Annotated in this window: 12 protein-coding genes; 6 read left to right on the top strand and 6 right to left on the bottom strand. The window is 40.7% G+C overall.

Annotated features, from left to right (window positions below; genetic code table 11):
- Positions 1-5 precede the first annotated feature (5 nt).
- From V7K32_RS16895 to V7K32_RS16880, 4 genes are all read right to left on the bottom strand, one after another.
- On the bottom strand, positions 6-821 hold the full coding sequence (locus tag V7K32_RS16895; protein ID WP_334994987.1) for a DUF928 domain-containing protein: 816 nt from the start codon (positions 819-821) through the stop codon (positions 6-8).
- A gap of 158 nt (positions 822-979) precedes the next feature.
- Entirely contained in the window at positions 980-3,187 is a 2,208-nt protein-coding gene (locus V7K32_RS16890) for an O-linked N-acetylglucosamine transferase, SPINDLY family protein (RefSeq protein ID WP_334994986.1), read from the bottom strand.
- Positions 3,188-3,305: 118 nt separating this feature from the next.
- On the bottom strand, positions 3,306-3,860 hold the full coding sequence (locus V7K32_RS16885) for a type IV pilin-like G/H family protein (protein ID WP_334994985.1): 555 nt from the start codon (positions 3,858-3,860) through the stop codon (positions 3,306-3,308).
- Between the two features lie 1,094 nt (positions 3,861-4,954).
- Positions 4,955-5,590: a transaldolase family protein gene (locus V7K32_RS16880; RefSeq protein ID WP_334994984.1), complete on the bottom strand. Its 636-nt coding sequence runs from the start codon at positions 5,588-5,590 to the stop codon at positions 4,955-4,957.
- A 123-nt stretch (positions 5,591-5,713) separates the two neighbouring features.
- On the opposite strand from V7K32_RS16880, the gene aqpZ reads away from it, so the two are divergent.
- The 6 genes from aqpZ to V7K32_RS16850 all read left to right on the top strand — a co-directional run bounded on the left by aqpZ (position 5,714) and on the right by V7K32_RS16850 (position 18,392).
- Complete coding sequence (gene aqpZ, locus V7K32_RS16875; RefSeq protein WP_334994983.1) at positions 5,714-6,412, top strand: aquaporin Z; 699 nt, start codon at positions 5,714-5,716, stop codon at positions 6,410-6,412.
- 922 nt (positions 6,413-7,334) lie between these two features.
- On the top strand, positions 7,335-8,120 hold the full coding sequence (locus tag V7K32_RS16870) for a hypothetical protein (protein WP_334994982.1): 786 nt from the start codon (positions 7,335-7,337) through the stop codon (positions 8,118-8,120).
- 538 nt (positions 8,121-8,658) lie between these two features.
- The gene (locus V7K32_RS16865; protein ID WP_334994981.1) at positions 8,659-8,886 is read left to right on the top strand and encodes a hypothetical protein; all 228 of its coding nucleotides are present in this window, start codon (positions 8,659-8,661) and stop codon (positions 8,884-8,886) included.
- 130 nt (positions 8,887-9,016) lie between these two features.
- Positions 9,017-11,542: a sigma 54-interacting transcriptional regulator gene (locus V7K32_RS16860; RefSeq protein WP_334994980.1), complete on the top strand. Its 2,526-nt coding sequence runs from the start codon at positions 9,017-9,019 to the stop codon at positions 11,540-11,542.
- An 855-nt stretch (positions 11,543-12,397) separates the two neighbouring features.
- The gene (locus tag V7K32_RS16855; protein WP_334994979.1) at positions 12,398-12,652 is read left to right on the top strand and encodes a DUF7219 family protein; all 255 of its coding nucleotides are present in this window, start codon (positions 12,398-12,400) and stop codon (positions 12,650-12,652) included.
- Positions 12,653-12,968: 316 nt separating this feature from the next.
- Positions 12,969-18,392, top strand: coding sequence for a trifunctional serine/threonine-protein kinase/ATP-binding protein/sensor histidine kinase (locus V7K32_RS16850; RefSeq protein ID WP_334994978.1), 5,424 nt, complete (start codon positions 12,969-12,971; stop codon positions 18,390-18,392).
- 130 nt (positions 18,393-18,522) lie between these two features.
- On the opposite strand, the gene hisC is transcribed toward V7K32_RS16850, so the two are convergent.
- Both hisC and V7K32_RS16840 read right to left on the bottom strand, forming a co-directional pair.
- Positions 18,523-19,584 carry a histidinol-phosphate transaminase gene (gene hisC, locus V7K32_RS16845; RefSeq protein WP_334994977.1) on the bottom strand — a complete coding sequence of 354 codons (1,062 nt, stop codon included), beginning with the start codon at positions 19,582-19,584 and terminating at the stop codon, positions 18,523-18,525.
- A 100-nt stretch (positions 19,585-19,684) separates the two neighbouring features.
- Positions 19,685-19,948, bottom strand: a complete 264-nt coding sequence (locus tag V7K32_RS16840; RefSeq protein ID WP_334994976.1) for a hypothetical protein — start codon at positions 19,946-19,948, stop codon at positions 19,685-19,687.
- Between the last annotated feature and the right edge of the window lie 319 nt (positions 19,949-20,267).

Raw genomic sequence — 20,267 nt, 5'->3', positions numbered from 1 at the left:
AATTATTAGCGGTTTGGTAATTTCATTAGAGGCATCGTAGCAATATTATCCAAATTGATGGATTGCAATAAACTTTGCCAATCTTCTTCAAGAGATGCATCTCTATAATTAGAAATGCGTATTTGTGCTAGCATATTTAAAGCGTCAAACCAAATCCCTTTTTGAGCATAGATTATAATCTTCTGTCGAGGCTGATTTGCGGCTTCTATTTGTTGCATAACACGAGAATCTAAATTAACTCTTTTAATGTCACCTTCTACATATACAGGAATGCTTGCTGCCTCTTTATTGCAATGTATTTTTAAATACCAGCGATATGTCTTATCTACTTCTAACGAAGCAGCAGTACTAGAGAGAGAAATACCAATGACACTTGGCTTTGAAGGTAGGGCGATCGCATTTCTATAAACATCATTTTCGGCGCTATCCTGTAAGCTAAATTCAGCGCTTGAGTTAGACAAATCCTTAGTGTAAGGGATATAAAACCAAAACGTAGGCCGTTCTAAAGTGGTTAGTCCCTCTACAATCCCAATAATTGACTTGTTTTTGTGTTCCCCAACCTTTTGTTTCTCTTGAAATGGTACTAAGGCAGTGAGGGGGGTTGGAACCGCAGGGCAATTATCTCGACTACCCATTCCTGCTCTACGCCCAGATATAGGACTTAATGAAGCAGGTGCTTTTGGCAAAATAAAAACTGGTCGAGAAGTAGCTTGTTGAGGTGAAGCAAGCGTTTTAACTGGTTGTTTTGTTTGATCTGTTACTTGTGCTGAATATTGGGTGGTGCTGCTCAAAATAAGAGCAGTTGTTAAGATGCATTTCATTGACTTAACAGGTATGATTTTTGCTTGTTGCTATCGTCATCATAAAGGTTAACGTAGCATTTAGTTAAATTAATCATCACAAGCTCTCTTCACGACTAACGAACCCCTTGGGTAAGGACTTTAGTCCTAAAAGAAGGGCTGAAGTCCTCACTACTAACTTATTTTTTCTCAATATACCTTTGCCACATTTGCTCGTAAGCCTTCTCCATTTCACGGGTAAACTGCTTACCATTCCACAGTGGTGCTGTTTGTCGAGATGCTTTCAACTTCAAAGCCACCTGCTGGCGTAAAGCTTCATCTTTCCCCAAACGCACACCCCACTCTACATACTCTTCATCAGTCCACGCAATCCCTTCTGTGATACCAGCATTCATCATCATGGTGTAGCTATTTCGGGCCGCAAATTGCTGTCCAACTTTGCTTACTAAGGGAATACCCATCCAAAGTGTTTCTAAGGTTGTCGTCGCCCCGTTATAAGGATAAGTATCTAATACAATATCAGCAATGGCTAAATTTGCTCTGTGGACAGACTCAGAAGGATCTAAGTCTAAAAATCGTAGACGTGAATACTCTACACCCTCTTCTTCTGCTAACTGCATAAAAAATTTCTGCACAGCTTCAGAGTCTGCTACCCCTTTAATTAAAAAATAGCTATTAGGAACTTCCTTAATAATTCTCATTTGCAGCAGTGCTGTATCAGGATGGCGCTTAAATCCTCTTTGAGCGCTCATAAAAACTACAGCATTACTAGGAATATCTAGAGAGTCCCGTCGTAAAGTTGGTACACCGATTTCAAAACCATCCACGGCTATATAAGTTTGAGGTAACCGCCAAATTTTTTCTGTATAGTACTCCTGAGCAGATTCGGGCAAAACATAAGGATCAGCAATAAAGTAATCAACTGCTGGTATTCCCGAAGCATCCCAACCCAACCAGCTTACTTGCACAGGTGCAGGTTTAAGCGCCATTATTTCACAAGTAACATCTAGAGTAATACTATCCAAATCGATTAAGATATCAATTTCATCTTGGTATATTTTTTCAGCAATGTCATCACTATAAATCCCCCCTAGATAAGCTTGATTAAATTGCTGGACATACCATTGCTGCAACCAATCATCTACTTGTTTATAATTTATAAAATAGCCATAAATATCAAACTGTTCACGAGTATGGTGTTGAATTAGCCACCTAGCTAACCAGCCAACCGAATGCCTAGATAAACAATGAGATAAATAGCCAATCTTTATTTGCTTATTTCTATTATGTGAACTACGTTTTTTATATCGCTGAACTTTTTCAGTAGCATATTCTTGCACATTAAGCTGACAAAGTTGTGCCACTTGATTCTGAATCTGTCTATTTTTATGCGGATTGTCTTGTAAGTAAGGTGCATAATAGTTGGCATTAAATAGACGCAATATTCTAGCTGATTCAAGATTTATAGGTTGTTCTTCTATTAAAGATTTTAGTAAAAATTCCTGCTCTAGGAAAACTGTACACGCTTCGTTCCAATAAGCAGGAGCTTCCATTAATCCTCGCTGTATTAGGTGTTTAGCAAAGACTTGATCGGTTAAATTCTTTGAAAGTGAGTAGCATAATTTAGCAATTTCTATTCCTTGAGAATAATTGTAATCTTTTAGATAAAAACTTGCGAGATGGCGCAGAAGTTCTGTATTTTCAGGTTCCAGCCGTAAACATAGCTCAACCAGTGATATTGCTACTTTAGGTTGCTGCATAGAATGGGCAATTTTGACTGCGGCTGGTAGCAAAATATTAATGAAAGATTGAGGCTCACTAACATGGGTTAGACAAGATTCTGCAAACTCTATAACAGAGGGATGCAAAGGGTCATCATTGATGATACTCCCCAATACTTGCAACAATAACTCAATATCTATAATTGCTTCTGACTGAATTAACTCAATTACCTCTAAAGAAGTTAATTCATCACCAGTAAAAGTTTTTAGCTTGATAGATAGCTGAATCAAATACAGAAGATTATTCACATATATAGGAGAAATTTCTCGTATATGTTGGCGAATTGCCCAAGCAACTGAATAATCTGTCAGTGTCTCTCTGCGTTCGGCTTCGGTTTGCAGAACCTTTATCAATTCTACAGTCCATTGCTCAAGTTGCGCTTCTCCTTCTTCCATAGCCAGTAGCCAAGTCATTTGCGCTTCTGCTTCTTGTCCCTGCAATAGCAACATTAATCCTAAGTTCCAGTAGTGAGATTTCACTTCTGGTTCTGTTTCGATAGCTTGTTCATAGCAGCTAGCAGCTTCAGTATATTTACCTTTGATAAAATATTGCTGGGCTTGCTGCTCTGATGGGGTGATGTTAGTAGGAATTTGCACAGAAGTCATAGTCAAGAATTTTCAGGATAGTACTAGTACTATTCCCAAAATTGAGAACAAAATTAAAGTGGGTAGCCTAAACTACCCACTTTTATAAAGCTTGCAATTAGATATAGAACTCAAGTTCTTACTTAGAAGTCAACTCTGCATAGCTGGCGTTACAATTTGGTTGCAGTGGAGTGCCTGATGAAGCTCCAGCAGCGCCATAAGTTGCTACTTGACTAGTTTGGTCACCAACACTATTAGACTGGCATAACACGGCTAAAGTAGTTGCTTCACTGGTAGATGATACTGTTGATTTAATAACAACACCCTGGTAAGATTTGAGCACCGCCTTCAGAGATATACCATTGTTGGCAACCATAGTACTACCGCCATTAATAGCATAGGCATAATTCTCAGTTTGGGTTCTAATACCAAGTCCTAACTGATCCATTGTACTAGTGAATGCAGCATTTTCCAAAAAGTATGCTTGTTGAGCGCGGTTCATGGAACCAGTATACTGTTTAGCTTCTGACTGCTTACCTTTGTTAGCTTGGTTCAAGAAAGAAGGTAGTGCGATCGCAGACAAAATACCGATAATAATAATTACTACTAGTAATTCAATAAGTGTGAAACCTTCGTTTTCCTTCTTTTTGCCGATGATGTGTTGGAGAAACTTTGCTTTTAGTTCGGTTTTCATAAGTGTTTTCCCTGGTGTAGGATGTGGTTGTGTGTTCTAGATATAACTTACCCACTCGTATTTAGTTTCATATCACCCCACCGAAAAATTTTTTTTTCAACTATTCAACTGCGTTTTTATTTATATTGCGATCGCGCTAGCTTCTAGGCTATGTTCCTTATCTATAAAGGGTTTTATCAGTTGCAGACCCTCCAAGTTCGGTATGTTCAGTTAAAAAAAGCTATATATTGAAGCCATCTGGGGAAATAGGATTGATACTGGTTGCGGGTTACTAAAGATCACTTAACCCTTTTTCCAACTTACGAAGACTCTATGGGAGAGTTGACAGGGTGGAATCCCGGATTTATCACAAGCAGTGCGTAGCTTGCTGCCAACTCTTGGAGACCAGGGCGAACGGCATCGCTATTACAAAACCTTTATCAGGCTTAGATTTTGAGCATTTTAGACACCGCACAAATCACAACAGACGCAAGTGCTGTATTGAGAATCTAAATCTCATCTAGAGTCGGTAAAAAATCTGACATTTTACGTGGAAAAAGTATTATCTTACTATTTAAATAGAGTAAATCCTCCGCAAAAAACCCTCTGTGACAGTTATGGTGCGGAATGTAGGCTAAATATCTTAAGGCATGGGCTTTTTCAGTTGCTAGAATTTTTTTACAAATTGCGATCGCGTCACCTAAATACTTTTGAATGGGTGAATGCGTGAGTTCCGCCTTAATTTTACCCAGATATTATTTAAGGAAGAAGAAAAGACAATACCTCCTGCTCCAGAAAGCATTGCATCCAGTTGATGCTTCTCGTAAACCTCTACACTGAACTCCATCTCGATACTTAATGCGAGGAGAGGAGAGGAGAGGAGAGGTCGCCTAGTTGTTCATTGATGGGAAAATCCCGAACTCGATTTACATAAATATACGTAACTTTTGTAATGCTTTGGTAATCAACTAGTGCGGCTGAAAAATACAGCAGCTATAACAATTAAACCTAAAAGTGCTAGAGGAACCCAAAGATTAGGAATATCTGACAAACTCATATTTAATTACGAATTACGAACTTATACTGAGCGTAGCCGAAGTATTAGGAATTACGAATTATCTTAAGCCGATGCCTCCTTTAGCGAATTCTTCAACAGTTTTTTGTGAGAATTCGTGAGTTGCGATCGCCTGCAACATTGCCAATGGTAAAGTCAAATGATCCGCCCCGGCTTGCAATGAGGCGGCTGCTTCTTCTGGAGATTTGATACTAGCTGCCAAGATTTTTGTATCACTGCCTTTGAGGACGCTAGCCATATCCCGCACCAAAGCAATACCATCACCTAACAACCGCGTAGCACGATTTACATAAGCTATAGCAATTTTAGCTCCTGCTTCTCGTGCTACTGCTGCCTGTGCTGCACTGTAAATTGCTGTCACCGAACAGGTAATTTCTGGTGATAGACTCGCCACCACTTCAAAACCTAATGGTGTTGCGGGAATCTTTAAAATTGTTTGTGAACCAATAATCTCGAAAGCTTTTCTACCTTCAGCTAGCATCCCGGCTTTATCAGATGCCACAAGTTGATAGTATAACGGCCCATTTGTCAAGGCAACCAAATTTTGAAGCGTGGTTTCTGGTGGCGTATCGCTTTGAGACAACAGGGTGGGATTAGTGGTAATGCCTTTCACCCATCCCCAAAGTTTCACAACTTCAGCTTCAGATGCGATCGCAGAGTCTAGATAAATTGCCATAGTTTCTCCCGATTAATTCCCCGATTTTAATATGCAATAATCCAGAAGCGAGTATTTATCTTAGTCTGATTGGGCTAATGTGTACAAATATCAATCACGTCTAGCCAGTTATGGCATTATCTCATGAATCGTTACTCGTTACCAAAACGATGTTTTGCGGAAGCTCTAGGTACAGCTTGGTTGGTTCTGATGGGCGTGGGTACTGCGGTTATTTCTGGTACAGTACCTTGGGTTGGAGTTACTGGGGTGGCGATCGCTTTTGGCTTAAGTTTGTTGACTGCTGCCTATACTTTTGGTTCTATTAGCGGATGTCACATCAACCCCGCAGTCACAATTGGTTTTTGGGTAGCCAAGCAGTTTTCTTTGCGAGACGTTTTGCCATATATAGGAAGTCAGGTTCTCGGCGGAATTTGGGGAACTACTATCCTATTTTTGATTTGCATGGGCAAGCCTGGGTTTACAATAGCCGACTTTGGTTCTAATGGGGTGGGAATTCACTCGCCTGGTAACTATAGCTGGTGGGCTTGTGCATTAGCCGAATTCATTGTTACGTGTGGCTTTGTGCTGCTGATCTTGAGCGTAACATCTTCTCCGGCTTTTAAGCAGTCTGCACCCATCCCCATAGGTTTAGGGCTTACCTTAGCGCATCTTATCCTGATTCCGGTGACAAATGCCAGCGTTAATCCGGTGCGATCGCTAGCCACAGCTATTTTTACTCAAGATTGGGCATTGGCTGACCTTTGGATTTTCATCGTGTTTCCAATTTTAGGTGGAGTTTTGGCGGGTATGGTTGCCCGATGGCTGCAAGAACCAGACATTTAATACAGAATCACAGGCGCATTCTCACTTAACAACTTCACCGGAGGCGGTGGCAGGGTAATTAATGAGGATTGTTTGTCCTTAGCAAGATTTTTGATTGCAATTATGATCCAGAAGGTATTGAACTCGATCCTCTCTTGTCACATGTGGATCACTAGGTGAATAAACCGAAATGGCGATGCAGGGCGAATTGTCGGTAGATTGTGCAAACTCAAAGGCGATGCCAAGTTTGTCATCAACTAACACAGTGCCTTTGTCGTCGGAGATGGTAGAGAGCAGGAGAGTAGGTAAATTTTTGGGGGATACCGAAGTGCGTAGGCGTAGGTCTGGAATAAATCTGCAAAAGAAATAGTGAGTTGAGGGGATTCCCGAAACGGGAAAGTTGGAGGGTGTGGGGGGGTGATGAAAGTGAAAGAATTGTAGTGGGAAATTTTTTGAATAATTCCCACTACAAATGCTTTTTGTGGGGGGGGCGGCCTGCTCGGCGGGGATTGGGTTTGGTGTGGTGCGTAGCTTACCGTCGTAGGCATCGCAGGGATTGGGTAGGTTTGTATTGAATTGCGGGAATTGCGAAAATTGTGAGAATTGCGAGATTAAGCGGGATTAGAAATGGGGATTGGTGCGGGGATTGCGACTGAAAGTGTATTAACTGAATAACCTTGTGGTGTGATCACGCTTCGCGTTGTCGTTCGCGCAGCGTCTCCGACAAGAGAAGACATCGCCACCGGGTATTTAATTTTTCAAACATAATACTAAAGGTAAAAGATTTTAACCTTGTCTTTACAATTATGTGTAGTGAATTGACTTATTTTATTTAATTTAATTAAGATAGTTTTTTGCATATTGTAAAGATATATTTATCTTTTTAAGCTAATAAATATAACTAGGTAGATTATTTTTATCCATATATTTTTGACTTTGTAAAATGAGCTTTGCAAAAGGTAAATTTCCCTCTAAAGCTGCACTTACACCGAAAGCTGCACTTACACTGAAACCTACACTTACACAGAAAGCTGCACTTACATCGACAGATAGATTTGTATTGGAACCTACACTTGTATCGAAAGCTACATTTACACAGAAAGCTGCACTTACATCGACAGATAGATTTGTATTGGAACCTACACTTGTATCGAAAGCTGCACTTACACAGAAAGCTGCACTTACATCGACAGATAGATTTGTATTGGAACCTACACTTGTATCGAAAGATGCACTTACATCGACAGCTACAGCACCTCAACCCCCAGCACCTCAACCCCCAGTACCTCAACCCCCAGATCCTTTACTGCCAAACATAGAAATTGATACTGGTTATCTTACTTTTAATAATGGAATTCCAGTAGGAGGCTATTCGCACCTAAGTTTGTTTCCAGATGGAAATTATAACTTTACGGGTCATTACCATGATAGTGGCGTTCCTAGCTATAACACAGAACTTGTTTTTGCACTTAAAGATAACGTAGGTGGCTCAATTTTTGTGTTCCCGCATCAAGGACGAGTTCATGGCTGGGAGCCTGGTTCTAGGAATGATGATTGGAATATATCTGGTAATAATCCCGTATTAGCTGATGCCTGGAAGGGATTATCAAGTAGCTATAGTTCGTCTGTGGAATATGGTGTAAATTTGAATATTGATGGTATAGGGGGTCTAATTGATTTAGCAAGTAAGGCAGTAGGTTTAGTAGGAGCGGTAATTGCTATTGTTTGATAATTTGAATCTAATTTTTAATTACTTCCTAAAAACCTTGATTTTGTGAAGCGATTTATTTCACAAACTTTACAATCAGGTTAAAAACGGCTTGAAGCTTTAATGCCTCGCTATTCATTGCCAGCTTAGGGACTTCCAACAAATAAATTACCCAATCTTGTGGGGTGAGCAAGATGCCCACCCCACAAGAAGTAGTTGAGTATTTTTTTATTTGGAAGTCCCTTAGGAGTACCTTGAAGCTGGCGATGAATAACGGGATATGATTTGAACACACTTGTACCAATTTAAGATGAAGCTATTCTGTTATTAAGCTTCTACGACTGGGAAGACATATTCGCTAGCGTTAGCGTAGCTCGCTGTAGGTATCGCAAGCCAGTGGATTGAAACATTGTGGTGTTAGCGCCAACGGGTATTTAAATTAGGCGTTGCATAAATGCGGGATGAATCAGTTAAACACGGGTAGCTCCAGGGTTGGCGATATTTGTTTGGGTGCGATCAGACAAAATAAAAACCTGAGTAGCAAAAGTCTATTTCTCCAGTGGCATATTTTGACCCTCAAGAATTGCTTAATGTTGATCGCGATATTAATTCTGCTGTAAATATTAAGCGCGTCGGGCTGGTACTTTTCCCGACGATAAATCACCGTAAAGGGAATCCGATAGTAATTAACTCTACTACTAATAGTATCTCGAAGGAAGTTCTAGAAACATTGGTAAATGTGCTAAAAGCCTATACTTTATCTGGTACTCCAAATCGGTGTAGGTAGTTCACCTTAATAGTAAGAACAAATATTGCACATTGTGTATTAATGCACAACAACTGAACACAGATATTTTAATATACCCTTTGAGGGATAATTCTGGTTATACAGCAGCCTACACGGAGAAATTATTAATATGACATCTCCAGAAACGATTACATGGCTAAAAGAACGGACGAGTTTAGGAATTCTCTCACCTGAAGTGTTAAATGCGATCGCTCAAGTAATTGAAGAACAAATAGTAAGTGCCGAAACTGACTTAGTTAGCGAAGGCAGTTCTCCAAAAGCCCTTTATATTCTTGTAGAAGGTCAACTCGAAAGCAATAGCACCAATGAAACCAACCCAGCCTTAGCTTGTGGATTCCTCCCCGGTGCAGTGATTGAACTCAAAGAATTGCTGTTAGATGAATTAACTGCATTCACAATTACTACGGTAACTGAATGTCACTTGTGGGTTGTGCCTGGTGATAAATTTCGGGAATTAGCCACCCAATACCCGGAAATTGCTCAGGCTTTTTCGCGTCAATTGGCTCAAGAATTAGCTCAGGCTACATCTGCACTTGGCTATGAACAAGAACGTTCTGTAGCTTTGCGACCATATTTAGTTACCAAAGCCCAACGCGGAATTGTCGGTACAAGTCGCTATGCTGTGCGGCTGCGAGAGCAAATTCGAGAAGCCGCGGCTGACCGCAAATCAGTAGATATTTTTGGAGAACCAGGGTTAGAAAAAGACAATATAGCAGCCCTTATCCACTTTGGTTCTCCAAAACGACGAGAACCAATTATTAAAGTAAATTGTGGTATTCTGCAAACTAGCGGTGCAGATTTATTCGGTCGCGCTGGCGGTAAACCAGGATTGTTGGAATGGTTGGGAGAAGGTACTTTAGTTTTCAATAACATCCAAGAATTGCCCGAAGAATTATTACCTCCGGTGACGCAGCTGCTCAAAACTGGCACATATACCCCCGTCAGTCGTTCGGGAGAAGCAGCACCCCAAGCGCGTCCCAGTAAAGCCAGAATTCTGATTGTTTCCGAAAAAACTCAGCCGACAATTGAACGTTCTGTTGGTCACATTATTAAAGTACCACCGCTACGGGTGCGGAAAGCTGATGTTCAGGCACAGGTTGAATATTATACTAGTCTCTACATTCGAGCTAGAGGCGTTCCGAAACCGCACATCACCCCAGAAGCTTTACGTCGCCTCCAATCTTATGATTTCCCTGGGAACCTCAAGGAATTAAAAAATCTGGTAGAAAGAGCGATCGTGCAAGCGGAGGGTGCTAATGAATTAACAGAAGAAATTTTCTGGCCAGCCGAAGCGAAGAAAAAACGATTTCGGGTGAATCTGTTAAATGCCTATCCTCGTTTGCGGCAGTTTTTACGGAGTCAGTGGTGGCCCGATCGCATTAACTATGGTTTTACTGCAACGGCTTTTGCAATTATAGTTGCAGTATTATTTATTGGGCCGCAAACCCGCGATCGCAATTTCGTATTAAATCTATTTTGGGCTTGGTGGTGGCCTTTCTTCCTCTTTCTCTTTCCCTTTTTAGGACGTGTGTGGTGTTCTGTTTGTCCCTTCATGATTTACGGGGAAATTACCCAAAAGTTATCCCTCTGGCTGTGGCCTCGAAAACTCAAACGCTGGCCCAGAGAGGAAGCTGAGAAATGGGGCGGATGGTTCATGTTTGGTTTGTTCACCCTAATTTTTTTATGGGAAGAACTCTGGCATTTAGAAAATACCGCCTATCTCAGCGCTTGTTTGCTACTGTTAATTACGGCTGGGGCGATGATTTTCTCTGCTCTTTTTGAGCGGCGATTTTGGTGTCGTTATCTTTGTCCCATCGGCGGGATGAATGGTTTATTTGCCAAACTCTCAATGACGGAACTTCGCGCCCAGCAAGGTATTTGTTCTGCCAGTTGCACCACATATCAGTGCTATAAAGGTGGGCCGCAAAAGGGCGAAGGCATGGAAACTAATGGATGTCCTTTATATTCCCACCCAGCGCAATTAGAAGATAACAGAGATTGCGTACTGTGCATGACTTGCCTAAAAGCCTGTCCCCATCGTTCCGTTGAGTTCAACTTGCGTCCCCCTGGAATTGAACTGTGGACAACTCATGTACCCCGCACCTATGAAGTAGCATTATTGTTTTTGCTATTGGGTGGAATATATCTGCATCGCTTGGCAGAATTGCAATCTTGGTTGCGGTTACAACTGAATTTAACTCAGTTTTGGCAGCATTTGGGATTATCGCTGCTAGTGTTAATTATCCCAGCGATTTTTACCTTTGGGGCTTATGGCTTGCTGCAACTGTTCAACTTTAACCGTAAGTCTCGATCGTTTGTAGAACTTGCTTATGGCTACCTACCATTAGTGTTAGGGGGAAACTTGGCTCACTATCTGAGTTTGGGCTTAGGCGAAGGCGGACGGATTTTACCCGTGACCTTTACTACCCTTGGTTTAAGTGGTGAACAATTGCCGATATTAGTTGCTCACCCCGCCGTGATTGCCTTTTTGCAAGGTGCAACGATAATTTTCTCAGTGTTAATGACTATATTGTTAACGCAAAAGATTGCCAAACAACCAGTGCGATCGCTAATCCCGCAACACCTAGCAGCGATCGCGTTAGCAGGTAGTATGTGGGCGATTATCGTGTTTTGAACTTCACTATTAGGACTTACGCATCAATAGGACTTACGCAAAAAAACTTTCAAACTCTTATTCCTCCGTGGCCTCTGCGTCCTAATAAGGTTCGATTTTCCGTTCCTTGTGCGTAAGTCCTGATCAAGTACGAAATGTAGGGGCAATTCATGAATTGCCCCTACGATAAATCAAGGCTTTCAGTGCTTTTTTGCGTAAGTCCTAACTATATGGCATTGCTGAATTCAGGGATGATTCTTGTAGGGTGGGCAAGATGAGCGCCCCGAAATACAAAGGACAGGCAAGAAGCTGTTGGTGTCAAGTTAACGTAGAAGTCATGTAAGAGAAAGCGTTCCAGAGTTGCCCTCATCCCCTCTCCCAACTTGGGATTCGGGGAACTAGAAAATTTGCTCCCCTCTCCCATTTTTGGGAGAGGGGCTGGGGGTGAGGGCAAAACTCATACAGTCAGAAGATTTCAGCTTAACTTGACACCAAAGCAGTTTTAAAGCAATCAATAAACTACGGTACGTCTTCGACGATCGCAAATATTTTACCAGACGCGATTATTCATAGTCTCAAAAGTGGCATGATGATGTCAATACAGTTAGGATTTCGGAAATATTGGCAGCAAGAAGCCAGAGATTTATTACTCAATCGGAATGCAGCTAAGTAAGTCCGCACAATTTGCAAAACTAAACATACATAAGTTTTATCGTGCAGACTTACTTAGTTATTTCTATCTTTTTGCAGTAGCCATATAAATATATTTTTAACTACAATATTAACTTATTCTGGAATTTGAATTTTCTACTGTGTAATTACACGTAGAATACATCAAGTCTAAAACTCTTAATAAAAATTACATACAACAAACTAATGACACAGCCTAGCTTCCAAGATAAAAATAGCTTTCTTTATCCTCGTAGCAGATATTATGGTAAATTCCAGCCAGAAACCTTAGCATTTAATGCCAACCTCCAAGAATTTGCCCAAAAAATTAGTTACATTACTTGCCTAGAAACTGCTGGAAAGCTGTCTTCAGAAGAAGCTTACGAGCAAATTAGGGCGCTTTGGAAAAAATTGAAACATAGCAAAAAGGAACTGATTATTGGCGTAAATAAAGAAATTTAATTTAATAGAACCGAATGCAATAAGTAAGTGGGCGCAAATAATCATCGCTGGCTCGTAGTTGCGCTTTAGCGCAAGAGGGCGCAACTACGAGCCAAATACAGAGATTTTACTTTTCGTTACATAGTTTGGTTTTATCTTGCCTACCTACTTACTGCTTGGTTAAGACCCAAAGCCTTGTGTAGAGACGCGAAATTTCGCGTCTCTACATTCTTTTTCGGAGATTTCTAGGATTTGAAGAGTTAATTTAACTTGAATTTCGGGAATTATTATACTAACTACCAAAATCTATTATAAAACAACATTTAGCCAAGTAATAATGCTTAAATTAATTGCTCGTATCCCGGATTATACTATTGCAAGTTTAATTTATGAAGCTACTGCCACAGTAATTTATCGAGCATACTCCAAGGCTAACGGGCATTCAGTTGTTATCAAACTGCTCAAAGCAGAGTATCCGACTGTCAAAGAGATTGCTCAGATTAAGCACGAATACGAAATTATCCAAAAGTTGAACATTGCAGGTGTCATCAGAGCTTATGAATTAATCAGTTACGATAACGGCTACAGTAATGGTCTAGCAATGGTTTTAGAAGACTTTGGTGGAGAATCTTTAAAAGCTCAGATATCTAATACAGGCTTTGAACTTAGGAAATTTCTCAACATCGCCGGTCAAATTACTGAAACTTTAGGAGAGTTACATAATCATCACATTATTCATAAGGATGTTCAGCCAGAAAACATTCTTTATAACCCCAATACCGAAAAAATAAAATTGATTGACTTCAGCATCGCTTCGCTGCTGTCAAAAGAAAGCCCAGAAATCAGTAGCCTCAGCCTCCTAGAAGGAACGCTGGCTTATATGTCGCCAGAGCAAATCGGACGCATCAACCGAACTTTAGATTATCGTACAGATTTTTACTCATTAGGTGTCATTTTCTACGAAATGCTCACGGGTCGGCTGCCCTTCCAAAATGCTCAAGACCCAATGGAATTGGTGCATTGTCACATTGCGAAAATTCCAGTAGCTCCGCACGAGATTAATCCTAATGTACCATTGGCAATCTCTGCGATCGCCATGAAACTTCTGAGCAAAACTGCTGAAGACCGCTATCAGAGTGCTTACGGCTTAAAGGCTGACCTAGAGCAAGCAGCGATACAACTGCAAACAAAAGGCAGCATTGACCTTTTTAATTTAGGCCAGCAAGATTTTTCGCATCAATTCCAAATAGCTCAAAAACTTTACGGTCGGGAAGTAGAAGTGGCAGCTTTAATGGCTGCCTTTGAAAAAGTTAGCCTTGGTTCGAGCGAAGTTGTGTTGGTAGGAGGATATTCAGGTATCGGCAAATCTACATTAGTTAACGAAGTCCACAAACCGATTGTCCGCCAACGAGGTTACTTTATCGGTGGCAAATTTGACCAACTCAAGCGAGATATTCCTTATGCTTCTTTGATTCAAGCATTTCGAGAATTGATGCGACAACTGTTAACTGAAAGCCAAGCCAGAGTTGAGGTTTGGAAAAATAAATTACTACAAGCATTGGGAGCTAATGGTCAAGTTATTATTGATGTCATCCCGGAAGTAGAACTGATTATTGGGCAGCAAGCGCCTGTACCGCAGTTGGGCGTTGCTGAGTCTCAAAACCGTTTTAATCGAGTGTTTAAGAAATTTATCCATGCCTTTACTGCTGCTCTCCATCCCTTAGTACTATTTTTAGATGACCTCCAATGGGCAGATGCTGCCTCTGTGAAGTTGGTCGAAAATTTGATGACTGACCCAGAAAGTCGGTATCTATTACTGATTGGAGCTTACCGAGATAACGAAGTTAGTCCCACCCATCCCCTGATATTAATGCTAGAGGCAATTCGAGCATCTGGGGCTACCGTTGAAGAGTTGTTTTTGAAGCCATTAGCAACACCTCATATTACTCAACTAGTTATTGATACCTTCAATTGCGAATCATCTCAAGCAGAACCTTTAGCAGATTTGCTGTTTCAAAAAACCCAAGGGAATCCCTTTTTCTTGACTCAGTTACTAAAAGTACTACATCAAGATAATCTTTTGACATTTGATTATCGTTCGGGTTTTTGGCAGTGGGATCTTAACAAAATTCAGGAACAAGCCATTACCGATAATGTAGTCGATTTAATGGTGAATAAAATTCAAAGACTCTCAGAACCAACGCAGCAAGTTTTACAATTAGCTGCTTGTGTTGGGAACCGTTTTAATTTAGAAATTCTAGCTGTAGTAAACCAAAAATCTGCATCGGCAACAGCAGTTGATTTATGGCCAGCTTTGCACGCAGGATTAATTCTTCCTTTGAGTGATACTTACAAAATTCCTCAGTTGTTGAATCAGTCGGAATTGGCAATATACTGTAATACTGCGGTACAAGTTGACTATAAGTTTTTGCACGATCGCGTTCAGCAAGCTGCCTATTCTTTAATTCCAACTGACCAGCAGCAACAAGTACACCTAAAGGTTGGAAAATTACTATTACATAATACTGAAAAAGCCCAGTTAGAAGAACATCTTTTTGATATCGTCAATCATCTCAATGCTGGCGGTTCATTGATTGTGGAACCAGCAGAAAGATATGAACTGGCAGAATTAAATCTGAAAGCAGGTCAACGGGCAAAATCATCTTCGGCGTTTGTAACTGCACTCAAATTGCTAGAAACAGGGATGAGCTATCTACCTGAAAATAGCTGGCAAGATAATTATTTACTTACCTTTAATCTATATTTACAAGTTGGAGAAGCAGAATTTTTAAATGGAAAATATGAGGAAGCTTTGCTGATTTTTGAGCAGACTTTCAGCCAGGTTAAAACTACTCTTGATATGTGTCGAGTGAATGAATATCGAATTATATGTTATCGGATGGAGAATGATTTAAACTCTGCATATAAAATTGGGTTAAACACCTTGGAACTTTTAGGCTTGGAGTTTACAGCTTATCCCGATGATGCATATCTGTTGGAAAAACTTAATCAAACCAAAAAAGTGATTGGCGATCGCTCAACTTTTAGTCTTGCAGAATTACCGCCAATGCAAGACGAAGAGAAGTTAATGGCTCAACGCATTTTAAAAGAAGTTTGGCCTATTGCCTACTTTTTAGGATCTAAAGCGTTGCATATCACATCAATGAATATAACTCAACTTTCAGTTCAGTATGGCAACTCACCAATTTCGGTATTTGGCTATATGCTTTATGCTTTTAATTTGGTGTTTCAATATGGTGAGGTAGATTCGGGTTATGAGTTTGGGGAGCTATCTTTACATTTACATGAAGTTTTAAGAACTAAGGAATTAGAAGCAAATATTTTAAATATGTGGGGCGGTTTAGTTTGTCACTACAAAGACCATATTAGCGAGAGTAAACCTTATTTATTGAAGGGATTTAATAGTGGTTTAGAAACAGGTTCTTATCAATGGTCTGGTTATTGCTCAGTTAATTTTTTATGGCAATGTTTATTTGGAAATGAATCTTTAGAAAAAACCGCAGAAGTAGCCGAAGATTTTATTCCTAGCCTCCGCAAGATTGACAGAAATATGTTGAACTACCATCTGCTGGCTATGGAAGCGATCGCTAACCTGACTAAGCCAGCAAAAAAGATTGACGAACTTGTGGGAACTTGGGCAGATGAACGGCAAGTGTTAGAGTTTGCACTGGCATCTTCGGATATGTTGAGTGCCTTTGTAGTTTACATCTATAAACTTGCGCTCTGTAACTGGTATGGAGAATATACCAAAGCTGTTGAGTATGGAGAGAATGCAGAACAATTTGTTGGGGGAGCGCGAGGGATTTTTATTAATCCTGTTTTCTATTTTCACCAAAGTATTGCCTTAGCAGGGGCTTATGCGGAGCTAGATACCGCAACTCAAGTTATTTATCTGCATAAACTAAATGCAAATTTAGAAAAATTCCAACAATGGGCAATGCACTGCCCAAGCAATTATCAACACAAGTTCCTGCTGATTCAAGCTGAAATTGCTCGAATTGGTAAACAAGATTATCAGGCAATGGAACTGTATGACAAGGCGATCGCTTCTGCTGCTGAAAACGGTTATTTACAAAATGAAGCCTTAGCAAACGAACTCGCATTTCGATTTTACTTAGCCAAGGATAGGAAAAACTTTGCCAAAATTTATTTAAAAGAAGCCCGCTATTGCTATTTAAAGTGGCAAGCTACGGGTAAAGTTCGGCAACTGGACGAACAATATTCCCAAATTTTTAGAGATCCAGTCGAGCGGCGTATAGCTACAAAGCAGATTCAGGATATTTCTGAAGTTAAAACCCAAACTCTAGATATCAGCACAGCGATTAAAGCATCCCAAGCACTCTCAAGCGAGATGGAGTTAAATCCTCTGCTGGAGAAGATGATGACGATTGCGATCGAGAATGCTGGGGCCCAAATGGGTTATCTACTTATAAAACGGGAGAACCAGTGGGTGATTGAAGCCGAAGGAAGCATTGATCGAGATGAAGTGACAGTGCGATCGTCGAGTCTGTTTCAAGTAAAGCATAAACTACCAGTTTTGCTAATTAACTATGTTGAAAGAACAAAAGAAAATTTGGTTTTAGACGATGCTAGCCACACAGAGCGTTTTGTGAGTGACAAATATATTATTGCCAATCAACCCAAATCAATTTTGTGTTTGCCTTTCGCTCATCAGGGTAAGCTAACTGGAGTTCTTTACCTGGAAAATAACCTCACCACCGGAGTTTTTACCGCAGAGCGATTAGAGATACTAAACTTATTAACTTCGCAAGTTTCCATCTCTATAGAAAATGCTCGGCTCTACACAAATTTGCACATCTACTCCCAGGAGTTAGAGATTTCAGAAACACAAGCGCGTGAAAAAGCAAAAGAGTTAGAACACACCCTCGATGAATTGAAGCTCACCCAGTCTCAGATGGTGCAAAGCGAAAAAATGTCTAGCTTGGGGCAGTTGGTGGCAGGCGTTGCTCACGAAATCAATAACCCAGTCAGCTTTATCTACGGCAACCTTACTTACGTTAATAATTATGTCAAAGACTTGATGAGCGTAGTACAACTTTATCAGCAGCAAAACCAGAATTTACCGCCTAAAGTTCAGGATGAGATAGATGCGGTTGACTTAGATTTTTTGATGGAAGACTTACCTAAGTTGTTGGCTTCTATGAAAGTCGGAACCGATCGCATTCGCCAGATTGTATTATCTTTACGAAACTTTTCCCGCCTAGATGAAGCTGAAGTCAAAGCCGTTGATATCCATGAGGGCATTGATAGCACCCTGATGATTTTGCAAAATCGGCTTAAACCCCAACCAGATTCTCCCGGAATTCAGGTAATACAGCAGTACGGCAACCTGCCACCCGTAGAATGTTACCCTGGGCAACTGAATCAGGTATTTATGAACCTGATCGCAAATGCTATCGACTCTTTAGAAGAATTTAACAAATATCGGACTTATGCCGATATCGCACGTGAGCCAAGTATCATTACAATTCGTACTACTGTTGAAGGCGATTTTGCCGTCATCCGCATTGCTGACAACGGCTCTGGCATCAGTGAAAATGTGGGGCGGCAACTCTTCACACCCTTTTTTACCACCAAACCTGTTGGTAAAGGCACTGGTTTAGGGTTATCTATTAGTTACCAGATTGTGACTAATAAGCATCGAGGGCAGTTGGAGTGTGTATCGGTTTTAGGACAAGGGGCTGAATTTATTGTCTCTATCCCCCTTCAGGCAAGGTAGGGGAGGCAGGGGGAGCAGTGAAAAATTGCTTTGTTGGGTTGCGCTTTGCTTAACCCAATAAAGCCCTCGAAATGTTGGGTTAAGCAAAGCGCAACCCAACCTACACAACCAACTTTTCTCCCCCTGCTCCCTACTCCCCAGTCTCTAACAAATAAATTAGTGCTTCTACTAAAGCCTGATTTTGTTCATCAGTACCAACAGTAATGCGTAATTTATCATCTAATCCAGGCTGCTTGAAGTAGCGGATTAAAATTCCCCGTTCCTTGAGTTTTTGATAGAGATATTCTGCGTTTGCTTCTCTTGGCTGTACCAGCAAAAAGTTAGCTTGGGAATCCCAAAGGTGAAAACCTAAGTGTTTTAAGTCTGTTGCTAACTGATTCCGCGATGCTTTAATCTTTGCCACACAAGCATTTTTATAAGCTTGATCGGTAATAGCAGCCGTGCCAACTGCACAAGCGATCGCATCAATGTTATAGCTATCTTTCACTTTAAACAATCCCTGCAACAGCTTGGGATTTGCCACCCCAAATCCCAACCGCAATCCAGCCAACGAGTACCCTTTAGAAAGTGTGCGAATTACGATGACGTTTTCGTAATCCTTTACCAAAACCAATGCATTCTCTTCTGTAAAATCTATATATGCTTCGTCAATCACTAAAACTCCAGATAACTCGCTAGCTAATTTTCGCAGATCATTTGTTGCTACCACATGCCCCGATGGACTATTAGGCGATGCAATGAATGTCACAGTTCCATTGGCAGCAACCAGTTCTTCCAAAGGTAAACTGTAGTCATCGCTGTAAGGAACCTCAATAATTTCCGCACCTTGCATTTCTGATAACGTGCGATATAGCACGTAAGTTGGCATCGGATAAAGTACTTTCTTTCCAGGTTCTGCACAGGCTCGAATCACCACACTCAACAATTCGTCACTGCCATTTCCTACAATTATCCAATCGCTAGGAACACCTAAAACTTTACTTGCAGCTTCCCGAAACTCCCCCCCGAAAGGTTCTGGATACCGCCGCAACCACTCGCCATCGATATTTTGCAGCACAGCTAGCGCCGCCGGCGAAGGAGGATAAGGGTTTTCGTTACTGTTGAGTTTAATAATCTGTGTACCGCGTTGAGGCTGCTCACCAGGAATGTAGCTAGCCATTGCATCAACATTAGAGCGAAAGTACTTGATCATAGAGCATGAGAAATGGAAAAAACAGATTCAATTTTGGATTTTAGATTTTAAATTTTAGATTCACTCTAGCGATTTGAGACTTTAAAAACTTGAGTGATTTTCAGATGCCCTCCTCATAATCAGTATCGATAAAATTGATTTTTTCTTTCAACCTATCAAAAACCCTCTTGGGAGAATTACATAATTCTGATTCAAGTATTTCAAGCTTAAAAGGCTCACAGGAGGCGTAACAGTAGCCGTCTTCTGTGTAAAAAATTTCTAGCAGTATTTCTTGGTGTTTTTCGTAGAGTACTGTCATGTCAAAATTTCGTTTTTGTCTCTTGTCGGCTGTACCATCTATAGCATCGTTCCGAATGAGTAGCATTTGAGTAGCACGATCACTGGTTGCGAACGCTAAAAATGAAGGATTACATACTTAGGGACTTCCAGGAAATAAATTATCCAATCTTGTGGGGTGGGCAACTTGCCCGCCTTTGACTATGGGCGGGCGAGACGCCCACCCCACAATAAATAGTTGTATATTTTTTTATTTGGAAGTCCCTTAATTGAGTAGCGGATGAGTAGCAAAAGCCTGACAACCGCCTGAAGTGCTTGGTAGGCAACCATCCTATTAAGTTGTGTATGGAATTGGTGGAAATGCAGAATTGGTAAATGAAAAAGTTAGGAGTTAGGAGTTAGGAGTT

It is taken from the genome of Nostoc sp. (assembly GCF_036917635.1).
Lineage (GTDB): Bacteria > Cyanobacteriota > Cyanobacteriia > Cyanobacteriales > Nostocaceae > Nostoc.
Note: the sequence above shows the minus strand (reverse complement) of the source record. Positions and strands in the feature narration are given on the sequence as shown.